Below are 26,468 nucleotides of genomic sequence, written 5' to 3' on the forward strand. Positions count from 1 at the left end.
ACTTGGTTCGACCGCACCAAGCTTTAGGTCAGAAGCCGCCTTCCTCTCGCTACGCAGCCAGCGCAAGACCGTATCCCGAACAACTGCCCGCTATTGAATACGACACAGGTGACGAAGTCAGAAAGGTTCTTGGCAGCGGATGCATCAGCTTTTCGGGACGGCAGTTGTTCGTTGGCGAAGGTCTGGTGGGGGAACCCGTCGCTGTCCGGCCGAGCGACACCGATGGGATCTTCCACGTCATCTTCTGTAACCGGAAAATTAGCGAAATCGATCTACGAATCGAGCTGTAAAATGACTAGACATGTGTCACCTATGTCTCTAGACATGTGTCACCCATGTCTCTGTGCCATACAGGGCCGCCCACCCTACGGCCTACCCGTCCGTCTCCGGCTTGCGCGCCATGTAGATGAAGTGCGAGCGCAGCGGCGGCAGCATGGTCGCCAGCGCCTCCGGGATCAGCCAGGGCAGGGCGGCCAGCGTCCGGCCCAGCGGCGGGACGAGCACCAGCGTGCGGTAGTGGCGGCTGGCGGCGGGCCAGAAGCGCAGCAATTCGACGTCCGTCACCTTGCGCACGTGGGCGTTGCGCGGGCTGCCGTAGCGGAAGTCGAAGATCATCGTCCAGCCGCCGGGGCGCAGCACGCGCCACATCTCGGCGGCGAGACCGCGCCGCAGGTCGTCGTCGAGGATCGAGGAAAACACGGTGTGCGCGCTCACGAGGTCCATGCTGGCGTCGGCAAACGCGTCGAGCGGCCCCAAGTGCCAGCGCACGCCGGGCGCCGTGCGGGCCCGGGCGTGGTCCAGGCGGTCCTGCTGGAGCTCCGTGCCGGCCAGGTGGCCGGGGGTGGCGCCCCAGTCGATCAGCTGGCGCAGGAAGCCGCCGCCGCCGCAGCCGATGTCGAGCGCGCGCACGGCCGACAGGTCGCGCCCCACCGTGAGCGGCAGCAGCTCGGCCAGCACGCGCGACCGCGCCGCCGTCTGGCGGATGATGTCGGGCCGGTGCCAGGCATACTTCGCGAGCGCGGCACCGCCATGCCATTGGCGATAGACCTGGTTGATGCGTTCCTGTTCGGCTCGGTCGCTCATCGTGTCCTCCTGGGACGCATCTTCCCAAGCGGGTCGGAGGCGCGTTTGAGGGTTCGCAAATGCGGCTTGAATAGATGACTTTTTGCCAACGGGAAGCTGCCCCGGTAACTCGACCGGCGGCCGCGGCCGCCTTTCCGCGAACATCCGCGTTTCCGGCTAAAATCGTGCCATTGCCTTCATTGGGACCATCATGAAAATCGCTTTTCTCGCCGATCCGCTGTCCGGATTCAAAATCTACAAGGACTCGACCTTCGCGATGATGCGCGAAGCCGTGCGGCGCGGTCACCGGATTCATGTCTTCGAACAGCGCCATCTCGTGCTGGACGAGGGCGTCGTGACGGCCGAGGCCACCGAGATCCGGCTGACGGGCGACGCGGACGATTGGTACGAGGAGGGCGATACCGATATCGTGCCGCTGTCCGCATTCGACGCCGTCCTCCAGCGCAAGGATCCGCCGTTCGACATGGAATACGTGTACGGCACCTATCTGCTGGAACTGGCCGAACGCCAGGGCGCGCGCGTGATCAACAAGCCGTCGGCCATCCGCGACCACAACGAAAAACTGACCATCGCCGAGTTCAGCCAGTTCACGTCGCCGACGCTCGTGTCGTCCTCGGGCACGCGGCTGCGCGCCTTCCACGCCGAGCACGGCGACGTGATCTTCAAGCCGCTGGACGGCATGGGCGGCGCCGGGATCTTCCGCGTCAAGGATGATGGGCTCAATCTCGGTTCCATCATCGAGACGCTGACGGAAAACGGCGCGCGCACGATCATGGCCCAGAAATACATTCCCGCCATCGTCAAGGGCGACAAGCGCGTGCTCGTCATCGACGGCAAGCCCGTCCCGTTTTCGCTGGCGCGCATTCCGCAGGCCGGCGAGGTGCGCGGCAACCTGGCGGCCGGCGGCACGGGCGTCGCGCAGCCGCTGTCCGAGCGCGACCGCGAGATCGCGGAAAGTCTCGGCCCCGCGCTGGCGGCGCGTGGCCTGTTGCTGGTAGGATTGGATGTGATCGGCGATTTCCTGACCGAGGTGAATGTCACCAGCCCCACCTGTTTCCAGGAGATCACCGACCAGACCGGTTTCGACGTCGCGGCGATGTTCATCGACGCCGTCGAGAAACGGGTAACGGGAAACTGAAAAATGGTAGGTATTCTGCTGATGACCCATGCTCCGCTGGGTCAGGCATTCATCGCGGCGGTCGCGCACGTGTTCCGCGGCCCCACCGAGCGCTTCGAGGCGATCGACGTCACGGCGGACCAGGACACGAACGAAATCCATGCATTGGCCAAGAGTGCGATCGCGCGCCTGGACGAGGGCGACGGCGTGCTGGTCATCACCGACATCAAGGGCGGCACGCCGTCGAATTGCTGCAATTCGCTGGCCGAGGCCGGCCGCGTGGAAGTCATCGCGGGGATCAGCCTGCCGATGCTGCTGCGTGCGATCACGTACCGGCGCGACACGCTGGACGTCGTGGTCGAGATGGCTCTGGCCGGCGCCCAGAACGGCGCCGTCCGGGTCGACAACAGGATCCGGGTCGGCACCTGACCGGGTCGATGAACGAGAGAAACGACAACTAGAATATGATTCAACAAGAACTCGAGATCATCAACAAGCTGGGCCTGCATGCCCGCGCTTCCGCCAAATTCACCCAATTGGCCGCCAAGTTCCAGAGCGACGTCTGGCTCACCCGCAACGGTCGCCGCATCAACGCCAAGTCGATCATGGGCGTCATGATGCTGGCCGCCGGCAAGGGCGCCAAGGTGACCTTGGAGGCGGAGGGGCCCGACGAACAGGACTGCATCGCCGCGCTGACCGGCCTCATCAACGATAAATTCGGCGAAGGCGAGTAATGCCGGATAGCCGATCTGGCCGTCACCCGGGACCCTCCATGGCATCATTCACACTGCACGGCATTCCGGTCTCGCGCGGGATCTCGATCGGGCGCGCGCACCTGCTCACGCCGGCCGCGCTCGACGTCAAGCACTACCTCGTGCCGGAAGAGCAGGTCGAGGCGGAAGTGAAACGCCTGCAGGATGCGATCGCCGAAGTGCACCGCAACCTGCAGGAACTGTGGACCGAGCTGCCCCGGGAAGCCCCGACGGAACTGGGCGCGTTCATCGACGTGCACGTGCTGATCCTGTCCGACCCGATGATCTCGGAGGCGCCGCTCGACATCATCCGCAGCCGCCACTACAACGCGGAATGGGCGCTCGTCACGCAGATCGACGAGCTGTCGGCGCAGTTCGACGAGATCGAGGACGCGTACCTGCGCGAGCGCAAGCAGGACATCCAGCAGGTGGCCGAGCGCGTGCTCAAGGTGCTGATGGGGACCGCGCTGTCGGTGCCGCCCGTGCCCGGCGAGGACCACTTCAAGCCGCAGATGATCGTCGTCGCCCACGACATCTCGCCGGCCGACATGCTCGCCTTCCGCGACCGTTCGTTCGTCGGCTTCGTGACGGACGTCGGCGGCCAGAACTCGCACACGGCGATCGTCGCGCGCAGCCTGGACATCCCGGCCGCCGTCGGCATGAGCCAGGCGTCGCGCCTGATCGAACAGGACGACTGGGTGATCGTCGACGGCGATGCCGGCGTCGTCATCTGCAACCCGAGCGCGCTCGTGATGGAGCAATACCGCGCGCGCCAGGCCGAGCTGCTGAAGGCGCGCAAGCGCCTGCTCAAGCTCAAGAAGACGCCGGCCGTCACCAAGGACGGCACGCCGATCACGCTGCTCGCGAACATCGAGCTGCCGGACGACTGTGGCCCGGCGCTGGAGGCGGGCGCCGTCGGCGTGGGGCTGTTCCGCTCCGAATTCCTGTTCATGGGACGCGGCGTGCAGGGCCTCAAGGTGCCGGACGAGGACGAGCAGTTCGAGCAGTACCGCAAGGCGGTGCTGGCGATGAAGGGCCGTCCGGTCACGATCCGCACGCTCGACGTGGGCGCCGACAAGCCGCTCGACCAGACCGAGCACACGGCGCTGAACCCGGCGCTGGGCCTGCGCGCGATCCGCTACTGCCTGGCGGAGCCGCAGATGTTCCTCACGCAGCTGCGCGCGATCCTGCGCGCCTCGAGCTACGGCAAGGTGCGCATCCTGATTCCGATGCTGGCGCATGCGTTCGAGATCGACCAGACCCTCGCCATGATCGAGCAGGCCAAGGCCCAGCTGCGCGAGCAGAACGTCAAGTTCGACGAGGCGGTGGAAGTCGGCGCCATGATCGAGATCCCGGCCGCCGCGCTGGCGCTGCCGATGTTCGTCAAGCGCCTGGACTTCCTGTCGATCGGCACCAATGACCTGATCCAGTACACGCTGGCGATCGACCGCGTCGACTACGAGGTGGCGCACCTGTACAATCCGCTGCACCCGGCGGTATTGAACCTGATCGCGATGACGATCGAGGCCGGGCGCAAGGCCGGCATCGACGTGGCCGTGTGCGGCGAGATGGCGGGCGACGTCAAGCTCACCCGGCTGTTGCTGGGCATGGGCCTGCGCGAGTTCTCGATGCATCCGGCCCAGCTGCTGGCCGTCAAGCAGGAAATCCTGTCCAGCGATCTTGCGCGGCTCGTGCCGCGCACGAAGCGCATCCTGCGCGCGATGGAGCCGGCGGCCATCGCCGACGCCGTGGAGCAGCTGCAGTCCGTCTAGTCAGTCAATTTAACGAGTCTTCATGGGATCGATCGGAATAGTTTCCCCCCAGGCGATGCAGTTCGCCGAACCGTTGCACCTGCAAAGCGGCGCCGCGCTCGGCGATTACACGCTGATGTATGAAACGTACGGCACGCTGAACGCCGACAAATCGAACGCGGTGCTGATCTGCCACGCGCTGAACGCGTCGCACCACGTCGCGGGCCATTACGCCGACAAGCCGAAGAGCGCCGGCTGGTGGGACAACATGGTGGGCCCGGGCAAGCCGGTCGACACCGACCGCTTCTTCGTCATCGGCGTCAACAACCTCGGTTCGTGCTTCGGTTCCACGGGCCCGATGCACACGAATCCGGCCACGGGCAAGCCGTACGGCGCCGCCTTCCCCGTCGTGACGGTGGAAGACTGGGTCGCCGCGCAGGCGCGCCTGGCCGACCGCCTCGGCATCGAGCGGTTCGCGGCCGTGATGGGCGGCTCGCTGGGCGGCATGCAGGCCCTCGCGTGGAGCATCATGTTCCCCGAGCGCCTGCGCCACTGCATCGTGATCGCGTCCACGCCCAAGCTGTCGGCGCAGAACATCGCGTTCAACGACGTCGCGCGCCAGGCCATCCTCACCGATCCGGACTACCGCGGCGGCGACTTCTACGAACACGGCGTCGTGCCCAGGAACGGCCTGAAGGTGGCGCGCATGATCGGCCACATCACGTACCTGTCGAACGACGACATGGCGGAGAAATTCGGCCGCAAGCTGCGCAACGCGGCCGAGCGTAACGACTACAAATTCGACTTCGGCATCGATTTCGAGATCGAATCGTACCTGCGCTACCAGGGCGACAAATTCTCGGAATACTTCGACGCCAACACCTACCTCCTGATCACCAAGGCGCTCGATTACTTCGACCCCGCGCGCGAGCACGGCGGCAACCTGGCCAAGGCGCTGGAGAACACGCGCGCCCAATACCTGGTCGCGTCGTTCAGCACCGACTGGCGCTTCGCGCCGGACCGCAGCCGCGAGATCGTGGAAGCGCTGCTGGTCAACCGCCGCAAGGTGACGTACGCCGAGATCGACGCGCCGCACGGCCACGATGCGTTCCTGCTGGACGATGCGCGCTACATGAACATCGTGCGCGCCTACTACGAACGCATCTGGGCGGAGGAGGCCGCATGAAATTCGAAGACCTGAGCACCCTGCGCCCCGACCTGGCGTTCATCGCGCACTGGGTGAACGAGCGCGCGCACGTGCTGGACGTCGGCTGCGGCGACGGCGCCATGCTGCGCTACCTGGAACAGACCAAGCGCTGCACCGGCTACGGCGTCGAGATCGCCGACGACAAGGTCCTGGAAAGCACGCAGCGCGGCATCAGCGTGATCCAGCACGACATGGAGCAGGGCCTGGACCTGTTCGCGGACGACGCCTTCGACATGGTCCTGTGCCTGTCGTCGCTGCAGATGATGCAGCACGTGGAGGCGCGCCTGCGCGACATCGTCCGCGTGGGCAAGGAGGCGATCGTGTCGTTCCCGAACTTCGCCTACTGGCCGCACCGGGCCGCGCTGCTCAAGGGCCGCATGCCCGTGTCGCGCACGCTGCCTTACCAGTGGTTCGACACGCCGAACCTGCGCTACGCGACGATCTACGACTTCAAGGAACTCGCCGAGAAATGCGGCCTGGAGGTGCTGGAATACGTCGCGCTGGCCGAGGGCAAGCCGGTGTCGTTCCTGCCGAACCTGCGGGGCAGCCTGGCGGTGTTCCGCCTGCGCAAGCGCGATCTCGCGGGCCAGGCTTGAGCGTATCGTGTGGTATGTACGCGCGTGTCGCGGGCATCATGTCGTCACAACCCGGCAGGAGGAAACCATGAACCCAATCTTCAAGCGCAGGACGGCCGTGCTGCTGGCCTTGTGCGCCGCCGTGGCCGGCCCGGTGCGGGCCGCGCCGGGCCAGGACGACCGTCCGCGCCAGGACCAGGTCGTGCAGGACGGCATCGCCGTCAAGCCGCTCGACCGTAACCGCATCGGCAGCGTCTGGCGCGACATCGCCGCGCCCGAGGAGGCGATCAACGAACAGTCGGCCCAGCAATACCTGGCGCTGATCGGCAAGGCGAAGCAGGAAGGCGCGCTCGTGCCGGCGTCCGATCCGCAGGTCCAGCGCCTGCGCGCCATCGCCAGGCGCATCATCCCCAACACCATCCGCTGGAACCCGGCTGCGCAACAGTGGAAGTGGCAGGTCAACCTGCTGAAGTCCGGCGAGGTGAACGCGTTCTGCATGCCGGGCGGGCGCATCGCCTTCTATACCGGCATCATCGACAAGCTGCGCCTCACGGACGACGAGATCGCGGCCGTGATGGGCCACGAGATCGCGCACGCGCTGCGCGAGCACGGGCGCGACCGCCAGAGCAAGGCGACGGCGACGGGTCTCGTCAGCCAGCTGGGCGGCGCCGCGCTGTCGTCCTGGCTCGGCGTCGACGTGCGCGGCGTGGCCAATACGGTGGGCCAGCTGGCCGTGCTGAAGTTCTCGCGCGACGAGGAACGCGAGGCCGACCTCGTGGGCCTGGACATCGCAGCGCGCTCCGGCTACGACCCGCGCGCCGGCATCGCGCTGTGGAACAAGATGGCCGCCCTGAACGAAAGCGGCGCGCCGATCGAACTGCTGTCCACGCACCCGGGCGGCAGCGAGCGCATCGAGCAGATCGAGAGCCACATGAACCTGCTGCTGCCGCTGTACGCGCGCAGCAAGGGCACGACCGTCGACCGCCTGCCGCCCTACCGCGGCAACGTCGCCCAGCGCTGAGCAAGGCGCTATGGCACGTTTCGTCAGGAAGGGCCACCAGGCCGCCGCCAATGCCGTCGTCCCGCTGCCCGTGAAGGACGGCGTGGCGCCCAGCTACCTGTGGATCACGGAAACGCTGGCCGGCGGCATGCTGGCCTTCCTGGAAGCGCGCTTTCCCGACGTCGCCGGCCCGTCCTGGGCCGAGCGCCTCGCGCGCGGCGACGTCGTCGACGCCAGGGGCGAACGCCTCGGCCCCGACAGCCACGTGCGCCAGGGCATGCGCATCTGGTACTACCGCGAGCTGGAACGGGAAACGCCGATCCCGTTCGAGGAGAGCATCATCTTCCGCGACGAGCACCTGCTCGTCGTCGACAAGCCGCACTTTTTGCCGATGATCCCGACCGGGCGCTTCCTGCGCGAGACCCTGCTCGTGCGGCTGAAACAAACGTTCGACCTGCCGCACCTGACGCCGATCCACCGCCTCGACCGCGAGACGGCCGGCGTCGTCATCTTTTCGCACAACCTCGCCACGCGCGGGACGTACCAGTCGATGTTCCAGAAGCGCAGCGTGCGCAAGGTGTACGAGGCGCTGGCGCCCGTGCTGGCGGGGCGGGAATTTCCGTTCACGTACCGCAGCCGCATGGTCGACGGCGACAAGTTCTTCGTCATGCGCGAAGAGGCGGGCGAGCCGAATTCCGAGACCCTCGTCGAGCTGCTGGAGACGCGCGGCGAGGTGGCGCGCTACCGCCTGCATCCGCACACGGGGCGCAAGCACCAGCTGCGCCTGCACATGGCGTCGCTGGGCGTGCCGATCCTCAACGACGCCTTCTATCCCGTCGCGCTCCCGTGCAAGGGCGACGATTTCTCCAGGCCCCTGCAGCTGCTGGCGCGCGCCATCGCCTTCGACGATCCGCGCACGGGCGCGGCGCGCAGCTTTTCCAGCACGCGCGCGCTGGACTGGCCCGCACCGTAGTTCCCGTCAAGCCAGGCCGATCGAAAAGTCCGACGTGCCGATGACGGCGACGTTGCCCGCCACGTCCTGGATCGCGTTGCTGTTCTCCACCAGGTGGAACAATCCGGTGAGCGTGCCCAGGTTGAGTTCGAGCGTGTTCTGCACGCCCTGCGCGTCCGCCGCGATGTCCCAGTTGTACACGACGTCCCACTCGTGGTGCGATTTGCCGACGCCCAGGCTGTCGAGCACGTCGATCGAACCGTTGGTCGCGAACACGACCTGTTCGCTGAACGTCAGGCTGTGCCAGTTCGCCGAGGACTTCGCGTACGACTGGCTCACCGCGATCGTCGGCGCCGTCGTGTCGACCGTGATCGCCAGCGGCGCGGAGGCGGCGCCGCGGTTGCCGGCCGCGTCCACCTGGCGCACGGTGAGCGTGTGCACGCCGTCCGCGAACGCCTTGTCGGCGCCGAGCGTGAACGTCCAGGCGCCGTCGTTGCCGACGTCCGTGCTGCCCAGCAGCGCGTCGCCTTCGTAGACTTCGATCTGGCCGCCTGCTTCCGTCGCGGTGCCGGTGAGGGTCGGCGTCGTGACCATCGTGATGCCGTCGGAGGACGAGACGCCCGTGTCGCTGGCGGCGTCCAGCAGCGGTGCGCCGGGCGCGCCCGGCGCGTTGGCGTCGATCGTGAACGTGTAGGGCGCCGACAGCTCGCGCGGCGTCACGTTGCCGCCGGCGTCGGTCAACTCCAGCGTGATCGTATGCTGGCCGCTCGCGAGGTCCCAGCCCGGCGCGAAATGCCAGACGCCGTCGCTGCCCGCGGTGGTGGTGCCGAGCGCGGTGCTGCCGTCCCACACGGTCACCTTGGTGCCGGCGCCCACGGTGCCCGTGAATCCGGGCTTCGTGAGGTTCGTGACGTTGTCGGTGGCGGACAGGCCGTTGTCGACGCCCGCGTCCAGCCGCGTCACCGCGGCGCTCGCGCCGGAGATGGCGATCGTCAGCGGCTGCGACAGCGCGCCGGCGTTGTTCGCGTTGTCGAGCTGGACGGCCTTCACCGTGTACTGGCCGTCGAGGCCCAGCAGCACGGAATCGATGGTCCAGTTGCCGCTGCCGTCGGCCTGGCCGGAGGCGGCCAGCTTGTCGCCGACGTACAGGTCGATCTTGGCCCACGCATCGGCGCCGCTGCCCGTGATGGTGGGGGCCACGATGCTCGTGACGTCGTCGCCGACGGTGCCGGTGTCGGACACGGACGCCAGTTGCGGCGCCGGCAGCGCGTTCGGCGCGTGCGCGTCGACCTGGATCGTGTGCGAGTAGCCGCCGGCGTCCGCCAGGTAGCCGAACGCGATGTGCGTCTGGTCGAGCAGGTGGCCGGCGCCGTCGGCGAAGTGGCCGGCCAGGTCGCTCCTGTTGGCGATGTCGAGACCGGCGACGTCCTGGTCGCCGGCCGCCACCGTGTATTCGAACACGGCGCTGCGGTGATCGTCGCTCATGTTCAGGAAGACCGCCTGGCTGCCGTTGTTGAGGAGCAGGACGGGCATGCCGTCGCCGGCCACGTTGACCGGCTCGCTGAACGACACGCGGATATCGATGGTCGAACCGATGCCGTAATAGCCGCCGGTACCCGCGGTCAGGCTCGTCGCGCTGGGCGGCGTCACGTCGACGTAGGTGCCGGCCGTGTGGAAGCCGATGCCGCTGTTCGCCACGCGGTTGCCGGCGAGGTCGGTCAGGGTGTAGGGCAGGTAGAGCGTGTAGTCGTTGCCCGTGCCGAGGTGCAGTTCGTCGGGCGTGAGCGTGATGGTCTTGCGGTCGCTCGAGAAGTTGGCGTCCGTCAGGTTGACGTAGGTGCTGCCGCCGTCGTGGTCGTAGAACTGCAGGCCGCTGTAGTTGCCCTCGCCGACCGTCCAGTAGACGGCCTTGTCGAACGTGAGGACGAGGTTGCCCGCGACGTCGAACGCCGTGCTGCCGTCCGGCGACCCGGTCAGGTTCGGGGCCGTCAGGTCGAGCGTGAACTGCTTCGACTGCGTGGCGCTGGCGTGGCCGGCGTCGTCGACGATGGTCGCGGTGTACGTGTGGGCGCCCTCGGCCAGGTAGCCTTCGTTCGCGTAATACCAGTACGTCATGCCGTTGCTCGGCGTTTCCACGTACAGGCCGTACGGATCCACGGCCTGGCCGTCGAGCGTAACCTCCAGGTGCTGGTTGTCGGCCAGCGTGCCGACGAAATAACCCGCCACGAACGCCGGACCGGCGTTCGTGATGCCGTCGGTCGCGGACGGACCTTCGTCGCTGATGGCGATGCTGGACACATACGCCGCCACCGTCGTGTCGAACGTGTAGTTGCCCGAAACGGCCGTGCCGCTGCCCGCGTTGCCGAACATGTCGTGCACCCTGCTCAGGTCCACGGTGACGGCGTTGGTGTCGGCGACGATGCCGGCATCGGCCGCGGACAAGGTCGCGTACCACGTCAGGTTGTCGTCCGAATGGTGCAGGTCGGCGATCTTGGCGTGCGGCGCGGCGAGGGCGGTGGCGTCCAGTGCCGACACGGCGGCCGAAAAGTGGATCGCGACGCCGACCGTGCCGCCCGTGACCAGCGCGGTGGCGCGGTCCAGGCTGACGGTGGCCATCAGCGGATCCGTGTCCACGTCGTAGTGCGACAGCGACGAGGCCGTGCCCACGCCCGCGTTGCCGGCCGCGTCGTGCACCTGTGTCAGGTCCACGCCCAGCAGGTTGCCCGTGCTGCTCGCGGCGCCGTCCGCGGCCGTCAGGGTGCCGGTCCAGGTCTTGCCGCCGTCCAGCGTCGAAAGGACGCTCACGCTCGCGTGCGGGGCCTGCAGCGCGGCCGCCGTCAGGCCGCTCACGCTTTCCGAGAACGTGATCGTGAAGCCGACGCCGTACGCCGGACCGATCGTCGTGCCGTCGAACAGGATGTCGAGCACGGTGGGCGGCGTGGTGTCCCCCGGCGCCACGGCGCCGGCCGTGACGGTGCCGCTGCCCTGGTTGCCCAAGGCATCGTGCACCTGCGTGAGATCGAGGGTGACGGCATTGCTGCCGCCGACGACGAGCGGTGTCGACGTCGCGGTCCACGTCAGGTAGTCGGCCGAGTGCTGCAGGTTCGTGAGCGTCGCGTCCGGCGCCAGCAGGGCGGCCGCCGTCAGGTCCGTCACGGCTTCGGAAAACTGGATCGTCAGGCTGGTGCCGTCCAGCGCCGCCGTGGCGCCCGGGCCCACCGTGTCGACCGCGTACGTGCCGCTCGCGCCGAAGCCGCTGCCGGTGTTGCCGGCCAGGTCCTGCACTTTGCTGAGATCGAGGCCGACGGTGTTGCCGTCCCACGTGCCGCTGCCGTCCGCCGTCAACGTCGCCGTCCAGGTCTTGCCGCCGTCGCTCGTCGCGATACCGGAGACTTGCGCGTGCGGCGCGACGATCGCGGCCAGCGGCAGGTCCTGGAGGCTCTCCGCGAACGTGAACGTCGCGTGGATGCCGTGGGCGCTGCCCAGCGCGGCGCCGTCGAGGGCGATCGCGACCGCGTTCGGGCCTTGCGTGTCGACGCCGTAGTTGGCGGAGAACGTGCTGCCGCTGCCGGCATTGCCCGCCGCGTCGTGCACCTGCGCGAGGTCGAGGCCGACGACGTTGCTCGTGGCGGTCACGCCGTCCAGCGGGGTGAGCGTCGCCGTCCACGTGAGGTAATCGGCCGAGTGCTGCAGGTTGGTGAGCAGCGCGTTCGGGGCGCGCAGCGCGGCCGGCGTCAGGTCCGTCACGGCTTCGCTGAAATGCAGCGTGAGCCCCAGGCTGCCGCCGGTGTGCATGGCGGTGCCGTTCAGTTCCAGCGTGGCGGCCGGCCCTTGCGTGTCGACCGTGTACGGGCCGCTTTGGACCATGCCGCTGCCGGGATTGCCGGCCAGGTCCACCAGCTTGGTGAGATCGACGCCGACGGTGTTGCCGATCCACGTGCCGCTGTCGTTGGCCGTCAGCGTCGCCGTCCAGGTCTTGCCGCCGTCGCTGGTGGCGATGTCGGACACCGTCGCATGCGGCGCGGTGATCGCGGAGAACGGCAGGTCGTGCACGCTTTCCGCGAACGTGAACGTGGCGTGGACGGCCTTGCCCTTCGCGAGCGTCGCGCCGTCGAGGGCGATCGCCACCGCGGCGGGGCCCTGCGTGTCGACCGTGTACGCGGCCGACACGGCGCTGCCGCTGCCCGCGTTGCCGGCCAGGTCGTGGACCTGGGCCAGGTCGACGGCGAGCACGTTGCCGTCCGCCGTCGTGGCGGCGGTGCCGCCGAGGGTCGCGAGCCAGGTGATGCCGCCGTCCGTCGTGTGCAGGTTCGACACCGTCGCGTGGCCGGCGCTCAGCGCCGCCTCGGTCAGGCCCGTGACGGCTTCGGAAAACTGGATGGTCGCGACCGCGTCGCGGCCGGCCGCCACGGTCGTGGTGTCCAGCGTGACGGTGGCCGTGGGCGCCTGCGTGTCGACCGCGTAGCTGGCCAGGTTGCTCGTGCCGCTGCCGTGGTTGCCGGCCAGGTCGGCAATCCTGGTCATGTCGAGGGTCAGGATGTTGCCGGTGGCCGTCGTGGCGTCCGCCGGCGCCGTGAGGGTCGCGTGCCAGGTGATGCCGCCGTCGGCCGTCGTCAGGCCGGCGACGCCCGCGTGCGGCGCGGCCAGGGCATCCGCCGGCAGGTTCGCCACGGCCTCCGAGAACGTGATGGTGACGGCGATGCTGCCGCCCGCCTTGAGGACCCCGCCGTCCGTGGCGACTTCGACGAGCGTCGGACCTTGCGTGTCCGGCGCGGCCGGCGTCGTGAACGTCAGCAGCGACGTGGAGCGCACGCCGCCGAACGCCACGTGGCTGGTCGACTGCAGCACGTCCGCGCCCATCACCACGCTGTACGTGTGGCCTGCCAGCAGACCGGTGACGTTCAGCTTGACCTCGTTGCTATTGATGACGAGGCTCGACGCGGACATCGTATGGGTGTCGGTCGCCCCGACCACGCGCAGGGTGGGCTGACCCGTCGCGCGGTCGATCACCGTCTGCACGGCGCCGTCCGTGACGATGACCGTGCCGCTGCCGGCCGCCATCGTCGTATTGAAGTCCAGGGCGATGCTCATGCTGCCCGCCGTGCCGGACGGCAAGGCGGGCGATATGAGCTTCGGAGGCGTGGGGTCGGTCGTGGCGGGGGCGGTGGTCTGAGTGGACATGATTGGTCGCGGGCGTTTTTTTGATGCCGTGAGGAAAAGATTCCACACGGAAAGCATTAGCGAACGATCATATCAACAAACCACCTCCTTGTTGTCTCGAAAGTGCGTAAGTTGATGTTTTTACGACATTCTCATCGATAAATCCCCCACCGGGGAGGGGCGATTTATCAGGTTTTGTAATCGATGATCAACGGCGCATGATCCGAGAACCGCTCGTCCTTGTAGATCGAGACGGCGTGCGCCCTGGCGGCGATGCCCGGGGTGGCGACGTGGTAATCGATGCGCCACCCGACGTTCTTCGCCCACGCCTGCCCGCGGTTGCTCCACCACGTGTATTGCTCGGGGCGCTGGTCGATGCCGCGGTGGACGTCCACGAGGCCGAGTTCGTCGAAGATGCGCGTCATCCAGGCGCGCTCCTCCGGCAGGAAGCCCGAATTCTTCAGGTTGCCCTTCCAGTTTTTCAGGTCGATTTCCTTGTGCGCGATGTTCCAGTCGCCGCAGATGACGATCTCGCGGCCCTCGGCCTTCAATGCCTGCAGGTGCGGCAGGAACACGTCCATGAAGCGGAACTTGGCTTCCTGGCGTTCCGGCGAGGACGAACCGGACGGGCAGTACACGGAAATGACGGTCAGGTTGCCCACGTCGGCGCGGGTGTAGCGGCCTTCGTTGTCGAATTCGGGGCAGCCGAAGCCTGTCCTGACGGCGTCCGGCTTGGTGCGGCTGTAGACGCCGGTGCCCGAGTACCCCTTTTTCTCGGCATAGTGGAAATGGCCGTGGTAGCCGTGCGGCGCGAGGAATTCCTCGGTCATGTCGACCTGCTGGGCCTTCAGCTCCTGGACGCAGATGAAATCGGCGTTCTGGCCGGCCATCCAGTTGAAGAAGCCTTTCTTGTGGGCGGAACGGATGCCGTTCAAATTGGCGGAGATGATTCTTGGCATAATGAAAGCGGTAGGGTGGAGCGAGGCGACAGTGTAGCGCGTTTTGATTCATATCAACACCATTACGACCTGGCCGGATGTCGCCGTTTTGATGGCTAGAATGGCACTTTTGAAATATTTCTGTGCGCGACGTCAACATTATTCCGGTCGATATGACGGCGCCGCTTCCGCTCACCCACCAGGGGCCTACGTGCTGATCAAGACCGACGACCTGTTGTCCGGCAAACATGGCAAGACCGGACATTTCGTCCGTTTTTACGACGACAGCGACACGCTGCTCGACGAGGTCGCGTCCTTCCTCGAACGGGCATTGCGGGCGCGCGGCCGCGGCATCGTGATCGCCACCGGGGCGCATACGGACGCGCTGCGCCGGCGCCTGGACGAGCTGGCGCGCGCGGAAGGGCGTGCGCCGCCGCCGTCCTCGGACATCGCGTGGCTCGACGCCGAAACGACGCTGACCCGCCTGATGGCCGGCGGCTGGCCGGACCGGGCGCGTTTCGAATACGAGATCGGACGCGTTGTGGCCGAGGCGTGCGCCGGTGGCACACCCGTGCATGCGTTCGGCGAACTGGTCGCGCTGCTGTGCGCGCGCGGCCGCTACGACGCGGCCCTGCACCTGGAGCGGCTGTGGAACGAGCTGGCGCGCAAGCTCGATTTTTCGCTGTTCTGCGCCTATCCATGGACCCTGTTCCCGGCGGCCGACGCGGCGCACGCGTTCCGCCAGGTGTGCGCGGAGCACGACCACGCCTGCGCGGACGCCGCCGCGCCGCTGCCGCCCGGGCAGCCGGTCGACATCAACCTGGTCCGGCTGGAGCAGAAAGTGCATGCGCTGCAGGCGGAAGCGGCGCGGCGCCGGCAGGCGGAACGGGACTTGCACCAGCGCGAGCGCGAGTTTGCCGATTTCGTGGAGAGCGCGGCCGAGGGCCTGCACCAGGTCGGCCCCGACGGCACCATCCTGTGGGCCAACAAGGCCGAGCTGCAGATGCTCGGCTACCGCTGGGAGGAATACGTCGGGCACCACGTCGCCCGCTTTCACGCCGACGCGGCCGTCGCCGACGTCATCATGGGCAGGCTGGTGGCCGGGGAAACCGTGGTCGACCAGCCGGCGCGCCTGCGCTGCAAGGACGGCTCGATCCGCCATGTCGTCATCCGTTCCAACGCCTGTTTCGAGGACGGTCGCCTGCGCTACACCCGCTGTTTCACGCGCGACGCCACCGAGTACGTATTCCTCGCCATGCTCGGCCGGGCGCTCGATGCCGCGCTGGCGGCCGTGGGAACGCCGCGCGCCGAACGCCGGCTGCGGCGCGTGGCGCGGCTGGTGGACGGCCGGCTGCGCGGGCGCGCACGGGGCGGATTACAATACCGGTTTTTACCGTTCGAGGGTCGTGTCGTGGACAATCTGCGCCAACAGTTCATTGCGTTTTCAGTCGAAGCCGAAGTCTTGAAGTTCGGCCAATTCACCACCAAGGCGGGCCGCCAGTCGCCGTATTTCTTCAACGCCGGCCTGTTCCACGACGGCGCCACACTCGGCAAGCTGGCCGAGTTCTACGCCCAGACGCTGCTCGATTCCGGCCTCGAATTCGATATGCTGTTCGGCCCCGCCTACAAGGGCATCACGCTCGCCTCCGCGACCGCCGTGGCGCTGGCCGCCAAGGGCCGCAACACGTCGTTCGCCTACAACCGCAAGGAAGCCAAGGACCATGGCGAAGGCGGCACCATCGTCGGCGCCAGGCTGGCCGGCCGCGTCGTCATCATCGACGACGTGATCTCGGCGGGAACGTCGGTGCGCGAATCCGTCGCGATGATCCGCGCCGCCGGCGCCGAGCCGGCCGCCGTGCTGATCGCGCTCGACCGCATGGAACGCGGCGGCAAGGACGGCGTGCTGTCGCCGCTGTCGGCCGTGCAGGAAGTCAGCCAGACCTACGGCATCCCCGTGATCTCGATCGCCAGCCTGGCCGACCTGTTCGGCTACCTGGAAGCCGATCCGAAGCTGGCCCAGTACAAGGACGCCGTGGCGGCGTATCGCCGGCAATACGGCGTGGCCTGACACCGCGCGGCGGTCGTCATGCTGAACAAATTCGCACGGGGCCTTCTCACCGTCATCCTGAGCGTGATGCTGGTGGGCTTCGGCGTCTGCGGCGCCTATGGGACCTTCGGCGGCCTGGCCGGCGTGTTCGGTCCGCGGGGAGAGGGCAGTGATTTCGCTCCGATGCTGATCGGGTTCGGCCTCGTCGGACTCGGCATCGCCTGGATCTGCTGGCTGGCGGTCGCCGACCTGTGGCGCAAGCGCCCGCCGGGCGATCGATGAACGGCCCCGTGCTTCCCGCCGCGGCAGCGCAGTCGGTTCACCTCGCGTTCGAATGGCTGGCCCTGGCCGGCGGCGTGCAGCTGTATCGTTGGCAGCGCCGGCGCGCCGGCCAGCCCGCGCTGCTGCAGCCCGGCTCCTTCGCCGTCGTCGTCGGCTGCATCCTCGGCGCCGGCATCGGCAACAAGCTCGTGTTCTGGATCGAGATGCCGCACCTGTGGCGAGGCGTGGTCCCGGATTGGCGCCTGATCGCATCGGGCCAGTCCATCGTCGGCGGTCTTCTGGGCGGCCTGCTCGGCGTGGAGATCGCCAAGAAGTTCGCCGGCATCCGCGGCTCGACGGGCGACCAGTTCATCCTGCCCCTCGTCGCCGGCACGGTCGTCGGCCGCGTCGGCTGCTTCCTCGCGGGCCTGCAAGACGGCACCTACGGCGTGCCGACCGCGCTGCCGTGGGGCGTCGATTTCGGCGACGGCATCCCGCGCCATCCCACGCAGATTTACGACATGGTGTTCGTGCTGGCCGCGGGTGCCCTGTTGTGGCGCGCCCGCGCGCCGCTCGCGCGCAGTCCCGGCCTCGCATTCAAGCTGTACCTTGCGGCGTATCTCGCCTGGCGGCTCGCCGTCGACGGCATCAAGCCGGTCCCGTATGCGTATGCGCTCGGGTTGTCCGGCATCCAGTGGGTGTGCGTGGCGGCATTTGCGTGCTATCTGCCTTTCGTGTTCATTCAATGCCGAGAGGTTGTCCGCGTGCGCAAGGAGCAGCCATGACCCGCAAATCCCGCCCCTACCTGTTCTACGACACGACGACGTCCGTCTGTTCGACCTGCCTGCACCCGGTCGAAGCGAAGATCGTGTTCAAGGACGACAAGGTCTACATGGACAAGTGGTGCGGCGCGCACGGCCTTGAACGCGTGCTCGTCAGCGACGACGTCGCGTACTACCGCCTGTGCCGCGAAGTCTTCATCAAGCATCCGGAGATGCCGCGGCAATTCAACACCAAGATGGAATACGGCTGCCCCTACGACTGCGGCCTGTGTCCAGACCACATGCAGCATTCCTGCTTGTCGATCGTCGAGATCACGGACAACTGCAACCTGAACTGCCCCGTGTGTTACGCCGAGAGCGGCACGCACCGCGACCGCCATCGTCCGCTGGAAGAGGTGATCCGCATGCTCGACGCCATCGTCGCCAACGAGGGCGAGGCCGACGTGATGCAGCTGTCCGGCGGCGAACCCACGCTGCACCCGCAGTTCTGGGACATCCTCGACGCCGCCAAGGCGCGCCCGATCCGGCATGTGATGGTGAACACGAACGGCATCGTGCTCGCGCAGGACAAGGATTTCGTCGCGCGCCTGGCCGGCTATGCGCCCGGTGTCGAGGTCTACCTGCAGTTCGATTCGCTGCGCGCCGAGGTCCACCGCGAGCTGCGCGGCGCCGACCTCGCGCGCATCCGCCGCCAGGCCCTCGACCACCTGAACGAGGCCGGCCTGTCGACGACGCTCGTCGTCACGCTCAAGAAGGGCCTGAACGACGGCGAGATCGGCGCGATCATCGACTTCGCCCTGCAGCAGCCCTGCGTGCGCGGCGTGACCCTGCAGCCCATCCAGGACGCCGGCCGCGTGGAAGACTACGATCCGCGCCTGCACCGGCTGACGGTGTCCGAGATCCGCCGCCGCATTGCCGAACAGAGCCGCCTGTTCACGCTGGAAGACGTGGTGCCGGTGCCCTGCAATCCCGACACCTTGGCGATGGCCTACGCGATCAAGACGGACGAGGGCACCGTACCGCTCACGCGCTGGCTCGATCCGCAAACGCTCGTCGAGGGCAGCGGCAACACCATCGTGTTCGAGCGCGACCCGAGCCTGCACGGCGTCGTGAAGGACCGGATCTTCCAGCTGTTCTCCACCAACCACTCGCCCGAATCGCAGGCCAACTGCCTGTCGGAGCTGATGTGCTGCCTGCCCTTGATCAGCGCGCCGTCGGCGCTGCGCTACGACAATGTGTTCCGCGTGCTGATCGTGCAGTTCATGGATGCGTATTCGCTCGACGTGCGCGCGCTGAAGAAATCGTGCATCCACTTCGCGCTGCCGGACGGGCGCCTCGTGCCGTTCGAAAGCCACAACCTGCTGTACCGCGACGGCCGCCGGCTGGACGGCATCCGCGCCGCCATCGCGGCCGATTTCGCCCGCCGGAGAGAACGGCCTACGATACCGCTGGTGCCGGCGCCGGCGCCGCCATCTGCTGCTTGACGGCCATCGCCAGGAACGCGTCCAGCGCCGTGCCGCGGCCGTCGCTTGATCCCACCTGGATCGACGGCACGAGCGCCACCTGGCCCCGTTCGATCGCTTCGGCGAAGCGCAGCAGCACGGTCTGCTGGAACTGCAGTTCCGGGCCGCCGTACGCGGCCACGTTCAGCTCCGTCGCCTTGGCCTGGGCCTGGCCGACGGCTTCCAGCTGGAACGCTTCCGCCTCGGCCAGCCGGCGCTTGGCGTCGGCCGCGCCGGCCGCGTTCTGGCGCGCTTCCTCGGCCGCCTTGATGGCCTTCTGCACGGCCGCGCTGCCCTGGTTCTCGGCGATGCGCACCGCGAGTTCCGATTCCGTGATCGACGTCTGCTGCTTGGCGCGCGCCTCCGCTTCGCGCAGCACGCGTTCCTGCTGCGCCGCCGCTTCCTTGGTGCGATAGGTCTCCAGCTGCTCGCGCGACACCTGGCGTTCGCGCAGCTGGCGCAGGATCGTCTCGATCTGCGTGTCGCCTTGCTTGGCGCGCGGCGTGCCGATCAGGACTTCGTTCAGCGTCAGGTTATAGCCTTCGAAATTGCGGCGCATTTCCGCCATCGCGCGTTCCTGGATATCCGAGCGCTCCTGCAGCAGCTCGATCAGGGTCTTGCGCTGGCCGACGTTCTTGAAGTACGCGGCCACCATCGGATCGAGCGTCTGCTCGACCAGCTTGCGGATGTCGCCGAAGCGCTGGATCACGAGCGGCGCCATCTTGTAGTCGATGTTGACGACGACGGACAGCGGCAGGTCCGGCTCGAACGCGTCCTTCGTGATCAGCGACACTTCGGACAGATGCTTGTCCAGCTCGTGCGAGCCGACGGCGCCGGCCTGCCATTTCAGGATGAAGTTCGTCGTCGGCACCTCGATCACGCGTTTCGCGTACGGGTTCAGCGCGTATTTCCCCGGCAGCAGCGGCGTCGCCTGCACGCCCTTTTCGTCGGCGCCGACCAGTTCACCGTGGCGGTAATCCTCGCCCGTGAGGTCCGTGCCGGCCTTGCCCGTGTACGACACGACGACACCGACGAAGCCGACGGGCACCTCGGTCTTGGGCACGATTTCCCAGGACGCGAAGCGTGCGTTCAGGTAGTACGTGCCTTCGACGAGTACTTGCAGCTGGCGTCCCTTGTAGCCGCCGGCGTCGATGAACGTTTCCGGGTTCTGGAAATCGTGGTGGTAGCGCGCCGCGTCGGCCGGATCGGCGCCGACGACGGGCGCCACGATCGTCCCTTCCGGCAGCGACTGGCCCTCGTGCGTCGTGACGACGGCCAGCTTGTCTTCGCGGATCACGAGCGGGCGGAAGCCGCCGCGCGCGACGAGGTCGTCGTGGACCGCCGCCAGGATGCCGCCGATGCCGCCCTTGGCGTCGACGTCGGCGTCGCCCGGCAGCGGCAGCGCGTACACGCGGTCCTCGGCCAGCACGACGAATTGCGCGAGGTTGATGGCGTACGTGCCCTCGCGCAGGATCTTGCGCTGCAGGCCTTTCTGGCCGCCTTGCGCGAGGAACGCGGCGACGTCGGTGAAATCGTTGGCGGCCTTGTTGCAGCCGAGGTTCTGGCTCGGCGCCATCGGCAGGCCGTCGCGTGCGAACACGTAGGCGAGGGTGCCCTGCTGGATGGTCACCAGGTTTTCGCGGTGCACGCGGAACTGGAACGGCGCGAAGAAGTGAAAGCCGCCGCGCAGCACGTCCGGCTGGAATCCGGCTTCGCCCTGCAGCGCGATGAAGCCGGCGTGCACCGATCCGCGCCCGGACCATTTCTTTTCCACGATCCCGATCTTGTCGTTGGGGATGTAGACCACGCAGCTGCGTACGAAGACCAGGATGGCGGCGGCGCACAGCACCGCGGCCGCGACGGCGAGTATCTCGAACATATGACGTCCTTTCGACGATTGATGACGAGATCAGCGTAGCCGGGAAGCGCGTAAACGCGGTGTATAAAGATCGGGGCCGTGCGCAACGGCCCCGTAAAAACTCAGGCCGCCGTGGCTTCCTGCGCGTACTGCGCCACCTGGGCCGCCAGCGCCTTGCGGAAGGCGGGGCGGGACGTGCAGCGCTCGCGCCAGGCCGCGAGGCGTGCGAAGCGCTCGACGTAGCCCATGCCGTCGAGCAGGCGCACGACGGTCGTCATGAGGATGTCCGCCACGCTGAAATCCCCGGCCAGGTAATCGCGGCCTTCCAGCCAGGCATCCACTTGTCCCAGGCGTTTCAGCGCGATCTCTTCCAGCACGGGGCGCTGCGCGGCGGCCCAGGGCTGGTCCATGGAAAACGCGACGAGGTTGGCGAGGTTCCCCAGGTAGGGCTCGACCGAGTTCAAGGCGGCGAACACCCACATCGTGGCGTGCGCGCGCGCTGAAGGCCCGCGCGGCAGCAGGACGGGAAAGCGTTCGCCCAGGTGCAGCAGGATCGCGCCGGTCTCGAACAGCGTCAGGTCGCCGTCCCGCAGTACCGGCACCTGGGCGAACGGCTGCTCGCTGCGGTAGGCGGGCGACTCCTTCTCCTCGAAGCCGATCAGGCGCACGTCGTACGGTTGGCCGGCTTCTTCGAGGGCCCAGCGCACGCGCAGGTCGCGCACGTGGCCGACGGCGAACGGCGGAACGGAACGGAAGGTGGTCAGGGTGTACATGGTGTCGTCTCCTTGTCGTGAATGGAGACCAGAATACGCGGACACAAAATATGTTCAAGAACATAATGTGGATGCGCGCATAATGCCGTTCTCGAAAGGAGACCGAGATGCCCTACAGTAGCGAACACAAGGCCAGGACCCGCGAACGCATCGTGCACGCGGCGCGCCGGCTGTTCAACCGCCACGGCTTCGAACAGGTGTCGATCGACCGCGTGATGTCCGAGGCCGGCCTCACGCGCGGCGGCTTCTATCATCATTTCGACAGCAAGGACGAGCTGTACGCGGCGGCCGTCGCCAGCTTCAGCACGTGCAATCCGTTCCGGTCCGATTTACGCGACACGCCGCCGCCCGCGCCGCGCGAGCTGGCGCGCATGCTGGTCGATATCTACCTGAGCGACGAGGTGTTCGACGACATCGACGCGCATTGTCCGTTGTACGCGCTGCCGGGCGACGTGGCGCGCGCGGGGCTGTCGCCGCAGAAGGCGTACACGCAGCTGATCCGCAATCTCGTGCACGTGTACGCGGGCGCGCTCGCGCACGCGCCCGACGGCGACCAGCGGGCGCAGGCCATCGTGGCGCTGTGCGTGGGCGGGATGGTCCTGGCGCGCACGACGGACGACGCGGCGTTGCGCGCATCGTTGCGGGCGGCGGCGCGCGAGCAGGCGCTGGCGCTGCTCGAGCCGATGTAAACGCCGTGTATAAAGTTGGGCGTGGCGCGCAATGGCGGCGTAAACGGCGCGCGCGTCCACAGAGTGAAGACGAGGTTGGCGCGGCCGCATCCGTAGTTTGGAATGACAATTGGTGAGTTTTCAGCAGCGCAAATCCCCTAGACTACGTGGCAACTGAGCAGCAGGTGCTGCCCAGAGACAACAACTAGGGAGTCTTAACCATGGCCACGCAGGCATTTTTCGACATCGGCAACGTCATCCTCGCGCCGTCGCCCACTTTCGCACGGCTGAAGGACAAGCCGCGCCCATGGGTGCCGCTGCTGGTGACGGTGCTGCTGACGCTGGCCGTCAGCTACTGGTACGTCTCGACGATCGATTTCGCCTGGCTCCGCGAGCACATGCTGTCCACGCAAGGCGCCGTCAAGCCGGAAGTGCGGGCCGCGATGGAACACTTCCTGACCCCGAAGAGGATGATGTGGAACTCGGGCATCGGCGCCGTGCTGGGCACGCCGCTCCTGTGCGCCCTGAACGCGGTGTACTACCTGTTGGCGGGCAAGGTAATGGGTTCCGGCATCGGCTACGGCAAGTGGTTCGGCTTTGCGGTCTGGACCGGCATCCCGCGCCTGCTGACGGTGCCGCTGTCGGCCCTGCAGATCATGACGTCGGGCGGCCGTCTCGCGCCGGACGACATGAACATGGTGTCGCTCAACTATCTGGTGCTGCACCTGTCCGCGTCCAGCCCGTGGGCGACGTTCGTCAATAGTCTCGACCTCACGTCGCTGTGGAGCATCGCGCTGACCGCGATCGGCTTCAAGGTCTGGACCGGCCGTTCGACGGGCGCCTGCGTGACGGTCGCCGTCCTGCCGTACGCGATCATCTACGGCATCTGGGCCGCCAAGATCGTCTTCATCGGGTAAGCGCATGAACAAGAAAGCGATAGGCGCGGCCGTCGTCGCGGCGTTCTTTGTCGTGCCGGTGGCGATCAAGTTCGCGCACAAGCAGGCCGGCCGCGAGGCCGAGCTGGCGACCGTGCAGAAGCTGGCGATCCATCCGGCCATCCTCGCCACGGGCAACCTCGTGTTCCGCCAGGAGGTGCAGTTGTCGGCCGAGGTGATCGGCAAGGTGGCCGGCGTGCTGGTCCAGGAGGGCGACCAGGTGAAGCGCGGGCAGATCCTGTTGCGGCTCGATCCGACCGTGTACCAGGCCGAGGTCGCGCAGCAGGAAGCCAACCGGCGCAACGCCGCGATCGCGATCGAGCGCGCCCAGATCAACCTCGCCAACCAGCAGCGCAACCTGGACCGCACGGGCCAGCTGTACAAGGCGAAGTACATCGACATCTCGAAATACGACGACGCCGTGCACCAGGTGGACCTGGCCAAGGTGGAACTGCGCGCCAGCCGCGAGACGCTTGAGCAGGCCAGCGCTCTGCTGTCGCAGTCGCGCGAGCATCTGGCCAAGACCGAGGTGCGCGCGCCCATCGACGGCACCGTGACCGCGGTGCCGATCAAGATCGGCGAGACCGCCGTCGCCAGCGCGACCGGCATCGCCGGATCGTCGCTGATGACGATCGCCGACGTCGGTTCCATCATGGCCGAAGTGAACGTGGACGAAGCGGACATCGCGCGCGTGGCCGTCGGCCAGCAGGCCAAGGTCTATCCGGCCGCGTTCCCCGACCAGCCGGTGACGGGCCGCGTCGAGAGCGTGGCGATGGCGCCCAAGGTCACGTTTGGCGCAGCGGTGCAGGGCCGCAGCTACGTCGTCAAGCTGCGCCTGGACGACACCAGGCTGGCGCTGCGTTCCGGGATGACGTGCCGCGTCGAGATCGTCGTCGGCAACGGTGCGTCCCGTGCCGCGGTGCCGATCCAGGCCGTGTTGAGCGAGGAAGTCCCCGGCGCCAAGGACAAGGTCAAAAACACGAGCTACGTGTTCGTCGTGCAGGACGGGACAGTGAAAAAGACGACGGTGGAACTGGGGCTGTCCGACGACGCCAACCAGGAAGTGACGAAGGGTCTCGCGGCCGGCCAGACGATCGCCGTGGGCCCGGCGCGCCTGCTGCGCGAACTGCACGACGGCGACGCGGTGACGGCGAAGAAGACGGAGGTCAAGGTGGCCGATGGAGCGCGCCCGTGATCCGGCTGGAAGGCGTGACGCGGCAGTACACGATGGGCGACCAGACCGTGCATGCGCTGCAGGGGATCGACCTGCACATCCGGGCCAATGAATTCGTGGCGTTCATCGGCGCCTCCGGCTCCGGCAAGTCGACCCTGATGAACATCGTCGGCTGCCTGGACCGGCCCAGCAGCGGCGCGTACTGGCTCAACGGCCGCGAGGTCGCGACCATGTCCGGCGACGAGCTGGCGCAGGTGCGCAACGAGGAGATCGGCTTCATCTTCCAGAGTTTTCATTTGCTGCCCCGCGCGAGCGCGCTCGACAACGTGGCGCAGCCGCTGATCTACCGCGGGATCCCGCTGCGCGAGCGCCTGGCGCTGGCGGAACAGGCGTTGCAGCGCGTGGGCCTGGGCGAGCGGCTGCACCACCGGCCGAACGAGCTGTCCGGCGGCCAGCGCCAGCGCGTGGCGATCGCGCGCGCGCTCGTGGGCAAGCCGGCCATTCTGCTGGCCGACGAGCCGACGGGGAACCTCGATTCCGCCACCAGCGAGGAGATCCTGGCACTGATCCGCGAACTGCACGCGGGCGGGCAGACGGTCGTGATGGTGACCCACGAGCCCGAGATCGCAGAGCAGTGCCAGCGCGTCGTGCGATTGCGCGACGGGCGGATCGTGTCCGACACGGCAAACGTAGCGGGGAGCCCGGCATGAACCTGTTCCTCGAAAGCCTGCGCTCGGCGCTGGCGTCCATCCGCGCGCACCGGCTGCGCAGCTTTCTTACGTCGCTCGGCATCGTCATCGGCGTGGCGTCCGTGATCACCGTGATCTCGCTGATCCAGGGCCTGTCCAAGAGCGTCAGCGACCAGTTCGAGGGCCTGGGTGGCAACAGCCTGACGGTGAAGGCGCACAACGAGTACAAAGACTTCATGCGCGGCAAGCTGAACTACCTGCGCTTCGAGGACGTGGAGCAGCTGCGCCTGCGCGTGGACGGCATCAGCAACCTCAGTCCCGTCTTCATGCCCGGCTTTTCCGAAGTGCGCTTCACGGGCATGTCCGCCACGGCCCAGGTGCTCGCCACGTCGGCCAGCTACCAGGAAGTGAACGGACGCTATGCGCGCCTGGGACGGTTCCTGAGCGATTCCGACGACGTCGGCGCGCGCCGCGTGGCCGTGATCGGCGAGAAGCTGATCGAGGACCTGCACCTGCCGCCGAACCCGGTCGGCCAATTCGTCCTGTACGCGAACGAGTGGTTCAAGATCGTCGGCGTGATGGAGAAGCAGGGTGAGATCTTCGGCATGTCCCGGGATAACTACATGATCATCCCGTTCAAGACCGGCCAAAGCATCATCGGCAACAACACGCGTCCGCAGCTGACGATCACGGTCGCCGTGCGCGACCTGGGCCAGCTGGACGCCACACGCAGCCACATCCGCATGGTCATGCGCCTGGCCCATCGTCTCAAGGCGGACGATGCGGACGATTTCGAGATCGAGTCGGCCGACCAGATCGCGAAGTCCTTCGACAATTTGAGCAGCAGGGTGACCCTGGTGATGGGCGGCGTGGTCGGCATCGCGCTGCTGGTGGGCGGGATCGGCATCATGAACATCATGCTGGTGTCGGTGAAGGAGCGCACGCGCGAGATCGGCATCTGCAAGGCGATCGGCGCGCGCAGCCGCGACATCCTGCTGCAATTCCTGATCGAGGCCGTCACCTTGTCGTTGCTGGGCGGCTTGCTGGGCCTCGTGATCGGCTACGGGCTGGGCGTGGCGATCGCCGCCATGATCCCCGACTTCCCGCCGGCGGTCGTGCCGTGGTGGGCGGTGGCGCTGTCCGTGCTGTTTTCGGGCTCGGTGGGCGTCGTGTTCGGCGTCGTGCCGGCCAGCCAGGCCGCGCGCCTGGACCCGATCGAGGCGCTCCGCTACGAATAAAAATTC

Annotated in this window: 22 protein-coding genes and 2 pseudogenes; 19 read left to right on the forward strand and 5 right to left on the reverse strand. The window is 67.4% G+C overall.

Annotated features, from left to right (window positions below):
- A pseudogene (locus ISF28_RS30355) lies at positions 1–290 on the forward strand (IS481 family transposase); the annotation flags it as partial.
- 82 nt (positions 291–372) lie between these two features.
- On the opposite strand, the gene ISF28_RS05660 reads toward ISF28_RS30355, so the two are convergent.
- Positions 373–1,083 carry a class I SAM-dependent methyltransferase gene (locus ISF28_RS05660; RefSeq protein WP_198116192.1) on the reverse strand — a complete coding sequence of 237 codons (711 nt, stop codon included), beginning with the start codon at positions 1,081–1,083 and terminating at the stop codon, positions 373–375.
- 190 nt (positions 1,084–1,273) lie between these two features.
- On the opposite strand from ISF28_RS05660, the gene gshB reads away from it, so the two are divergent.
- The 8 genes from gshB (at position 1,274) to ISF28_RS05700 (ending at position 8,458) form a co-directional block, all read left to right on the forward strand.
- Positions 1,274–2,221, forward strand: coding sequence for a glutathione synthase (gshB, locus tag ISF28_RS05665; protein ID WP_198116193.1), 948 nt, complete (start codon positions 1,274–1,276; stop codon positions 2,219–2,221).
- A 3-nt stretch (positions 2,222–2,224) separates the two neighbouring features.
- The gene (locus tag ISF28_RS05670) at positions 2,225–2,629 is read left to right on the forward strand and encodes a PTS sugar transporter subunit IIA (RefSeq protein ID WP_198116194.1); all 405 of its coding nucleotides are present in this window, start codon (positions 2,225–2,227) and stop codon (positions 2,627–2,629) included.
- 35 nt (positions 2,630–2,664) lie between these two features.
- The gene (locus ISF28_RS05675; RefSeq protein ID WP_198116195.1) at positions 2,665–2,934 is read left to right on the forward strand and encodes an HPr family phosphocarrier protein; all 270 of its coding nucleotides are present in this window, start codon (positions 2,665–2,667) and stop codon (positions 2,932–2,934) included.
- Between the two features lie 38 nt (positions 2,935–2,972).
- Positions 2,973–4,724 (forward strand): phosphoenolpyruvate--protein phosphotransferase, encoded by a 1,752-nt coding sequence (ptsP, locus tag ISF28_RS05680; RefSeq protein WP_198116196.1) that lies wholly within the window; start codon positions 2,973–2,975, stop codon positions 4,722–4,724.
- A gap of 55 nt (positions 4,725–4,779) precedes the next feature.
- Entirely contained in the window at positions 4,780–5,889 is a 1,110-nt protein-coding gene (gene metX, locus ISF28_RS05685) for a homoserine O-succinyltransferase MetX (RefSeq protein WP_229518927.1), read from the forward strand.
- Positions 5,886–6,506: a methionine biosynthesis protein MetW gene (metW, locus tag ISF28_RS05690; protein ID WP_198116198.1), complete on the forward strand. Its 621-nt coding sequence runs from the start codon at positions 5,886–5,888 to the stop codon at positions 6,504–6,506. Before metX ends, metW begins: the two co-directional genes overlap by 4 nt.
- A gap of 67 nt (positions 6,507–6,573) precedes the next feature.
- A complete protein-coding gene (locus tag ISF28_RS05695; protein ID WP_198116199.1) occupies positions 6,574–7,506 on the forward strand; it encodes a M48 family metallopeptidase in 933 nt (310 codons plus the stop codon).
- A 10-nt stretch (positions 7,507–7,516) separates the two neighbouring features.
- Entirely contained in the window at positions 7,517–8,458 is a 942-nt protein-coding gene (locus tag ISF28_RS05700; protein ID WP_198116200.1) for a pseudouridine synthase, read from the forward strand.
- Between the two features lie 6 nt (positions 8,459–8,464).
- Here ISF28_RS05700 and ISF28_RS05705 read toward each other — a convergent pair whose 3' ends face one another.
- Both ISF28_RS05705 and ISF28_RS05710 read right to left on the reverse strand, forming a co-directional pair.
- On the reverse strand, positions 8,465–13,618 hold the full coding sequence (locus tag ISF28_RS05705) for a beta strand repeat-containing protein (protein WP_198116201.1): 5,154 nt from the start codon (positions 13,616–13,618) through the stop codon (positions 8,465–8,467).
- 167 nt (positions 13,619–13,785) lie between these two features.
- Entirely contained in the window at positions 13,786–14,556 is a 771-nt protein-coding gene (locus tag ISF28_RS05710) for an exodeoxyribonuclease III (protein ID WP_198116202.1), read from the reverse strand.
- 100 nt (positions 14,557–14,656) lie between these two features.
- On the opposite strand from ISF28_RS05710, the pseudogene ISF28_RS30360 reads away from it, so the two are divergent.
- The 5 genes and pseudogenes from ISF28_RS30360 to ISF28_RS05730 form a co-directional block, all read left to right on the forward strand.
- A pseudogene (locus tag ISF28_RS30360) lies at positions 14,657–15,763 on the forward strand (MEDS domain-containing protein); the annotation flags it as partial.
- A 183-nt stretch (positions 15,764–15,946) separates the two neighbouring features.
- Positions 15,947–16,603 (forward strand): orotate phosphoribosyltransferase, encoded by a 657-nt coding sequence (gene pyrE, locus ISF28_RS30365; RefSeq protein ID WP_370663402.1) that lies wholly within the window; start codon positions 15,947–15,949, stop codon positions 16,601–16,603.
- 18 nt (positions 16,604–16,621) lie between these two features.
- The gene (locus ISF28_RS05720; protein WP_198116204.1) at positions 16,622–16,864 is read left to right on the forward strand and encodes a hypothetical protein; all 243 of its coding nucleotides are present in this window, start codon (positions 16,622–16,624) and stop codon (positions 16,862–16,864) included.
- A complete protein-coding gene (locus tag ISF28_RS05725; RefSeq protein ID WP_198116205.1) occupies positions 16,861–17,628 on the forward strand; it encodes a prolipoprotein diacylglyceryl transferase in 768 nt (255 codons plus the stop codon). Before ISF28_RS05720 ends, ISF28_RS05725 begins: the two co-directional genes overlap by 4 nt.
- Entirely contained in the window at positions 17,625–19,109 is a 1,485-nt protein-coding gene (locus ISF28_RS05730) for a radical SAM protein (protein ID WP_198116206.1), read from the forward strand. Before ISF28_RS05725 ends, ISF28_RS05730 begins: the two co-directional genes overlap by 4 nt.
- Here ISF28_RS05730 and ISF28_RS05735 read toward each other — a convergent pair.
- Positions 19,063–21,006, reverse strand: a complete 1,944-nt coding sequence (locus ISF28_RS05735; protein ID WP_198116207.1) for an SPFH domain-containing protein — start codon at positions 21,004–21,006, stop codon at positions 19,063–19,065. The two genes, ISF28_RS05730 and ISF28_RS05735, sit on opposite strands and share 47 nt — an antisense overlap.
- 101 nt (positions 21,007–21,107) lie before the next feature.
- The gene (locus ISF28_RS05740) at positions 21,108–21,758 is read right to left on the reverse strand and encodes a glutathione S-transferase family protein (RefSeq protein ID WP_198116208.1); all 651 of its coding nucleotides are present in this window, start codon (positions 21,756–21,758) and stop codon (positions 21,108–21,110) included.
- Positions 21,759–21,865: 107 nt separating this feature from the next.
- On the opposite strand from ISF28_RS05740, the gene ISF28_RS05745 reads away from it, so the two are divergent.
- From ISF28_RS05745 to ISF28_RS05765, 5 genes are all read left to right on the forward strand, one after another.
- A complete protein-coding gene (locus ISF28_RS05745; RefSeq protein WP_198116209.1) occupies positions 21,866–22,447 on the forward strand; it encodes a TetR/AcrR family transcriptional regulator in 582 nt (193 codons plus the stop codon).
- Positions 22,448–22,647: 200 nt separating this feature from the next.
- Complete coding sequence (locus tag ISF28_RS05750) at positions 22,648–23,343, forward strand: YIP1 family protein (protein WP_198116210.1); 696 nt, start codon at positions 22,648–22,650, stop codon at positions 23,341–23,343.
- Positions 23,344–23,347: 4 nt separating this feature from the next.
- On the forward strand, positions 23,348–24,556 hold the full coding sequence (locus ISF28_RS05755; protein ID WP_198116211.1) for an efflux RND transporter periplasmic adaptor subunit: 1,209 nt from the start codon (positions 23,348–23,350) through the stop codon (positions 24,554–24,556).
- Positions 24,553–25,245 (forward strand): ABC transporter ATP-binding protein, encoded by a 693-nt coding sequence (locus tag ISF28_RS05760; RefSeq protein WP_198116212.1) that lies wholly within the window; start codon positions 24,553–24,555, stop codon positions 25,243–25,245. Before ISF28_RS05755 ends, ISF28_RS05760 begins: the two co-directional genes overlap by 4 nt.
- Positions 25,242–26,462: an ABC transporter permease gene (locus ISF28_RS05765; RefSeq protein WP_198116213.1), complete on the forward strand. Its 1,221-nt coding sequence runs from the start codon at positions 25,242–25,244 to the stop codon at positions 26,460–26,462. Before ISF28_RS05760 ends, ISF28_RS05765 begins: the two co-directional genes overlap by 4 nt.
- Positions 26,463–26,468: the final 6 nt, after the last annotated feature.

Origin of the sequence: Massilia rhizosphaerae, assembly GCF_016093545.1 — a bacterium.
Taxonomy (GTDB): Bacteria; Pseudomonadota; Gammaproteobacteria; order Burkholderiales; family Burkholderiaceae_D; genus Telluria; species Telluria rhizosphaerae.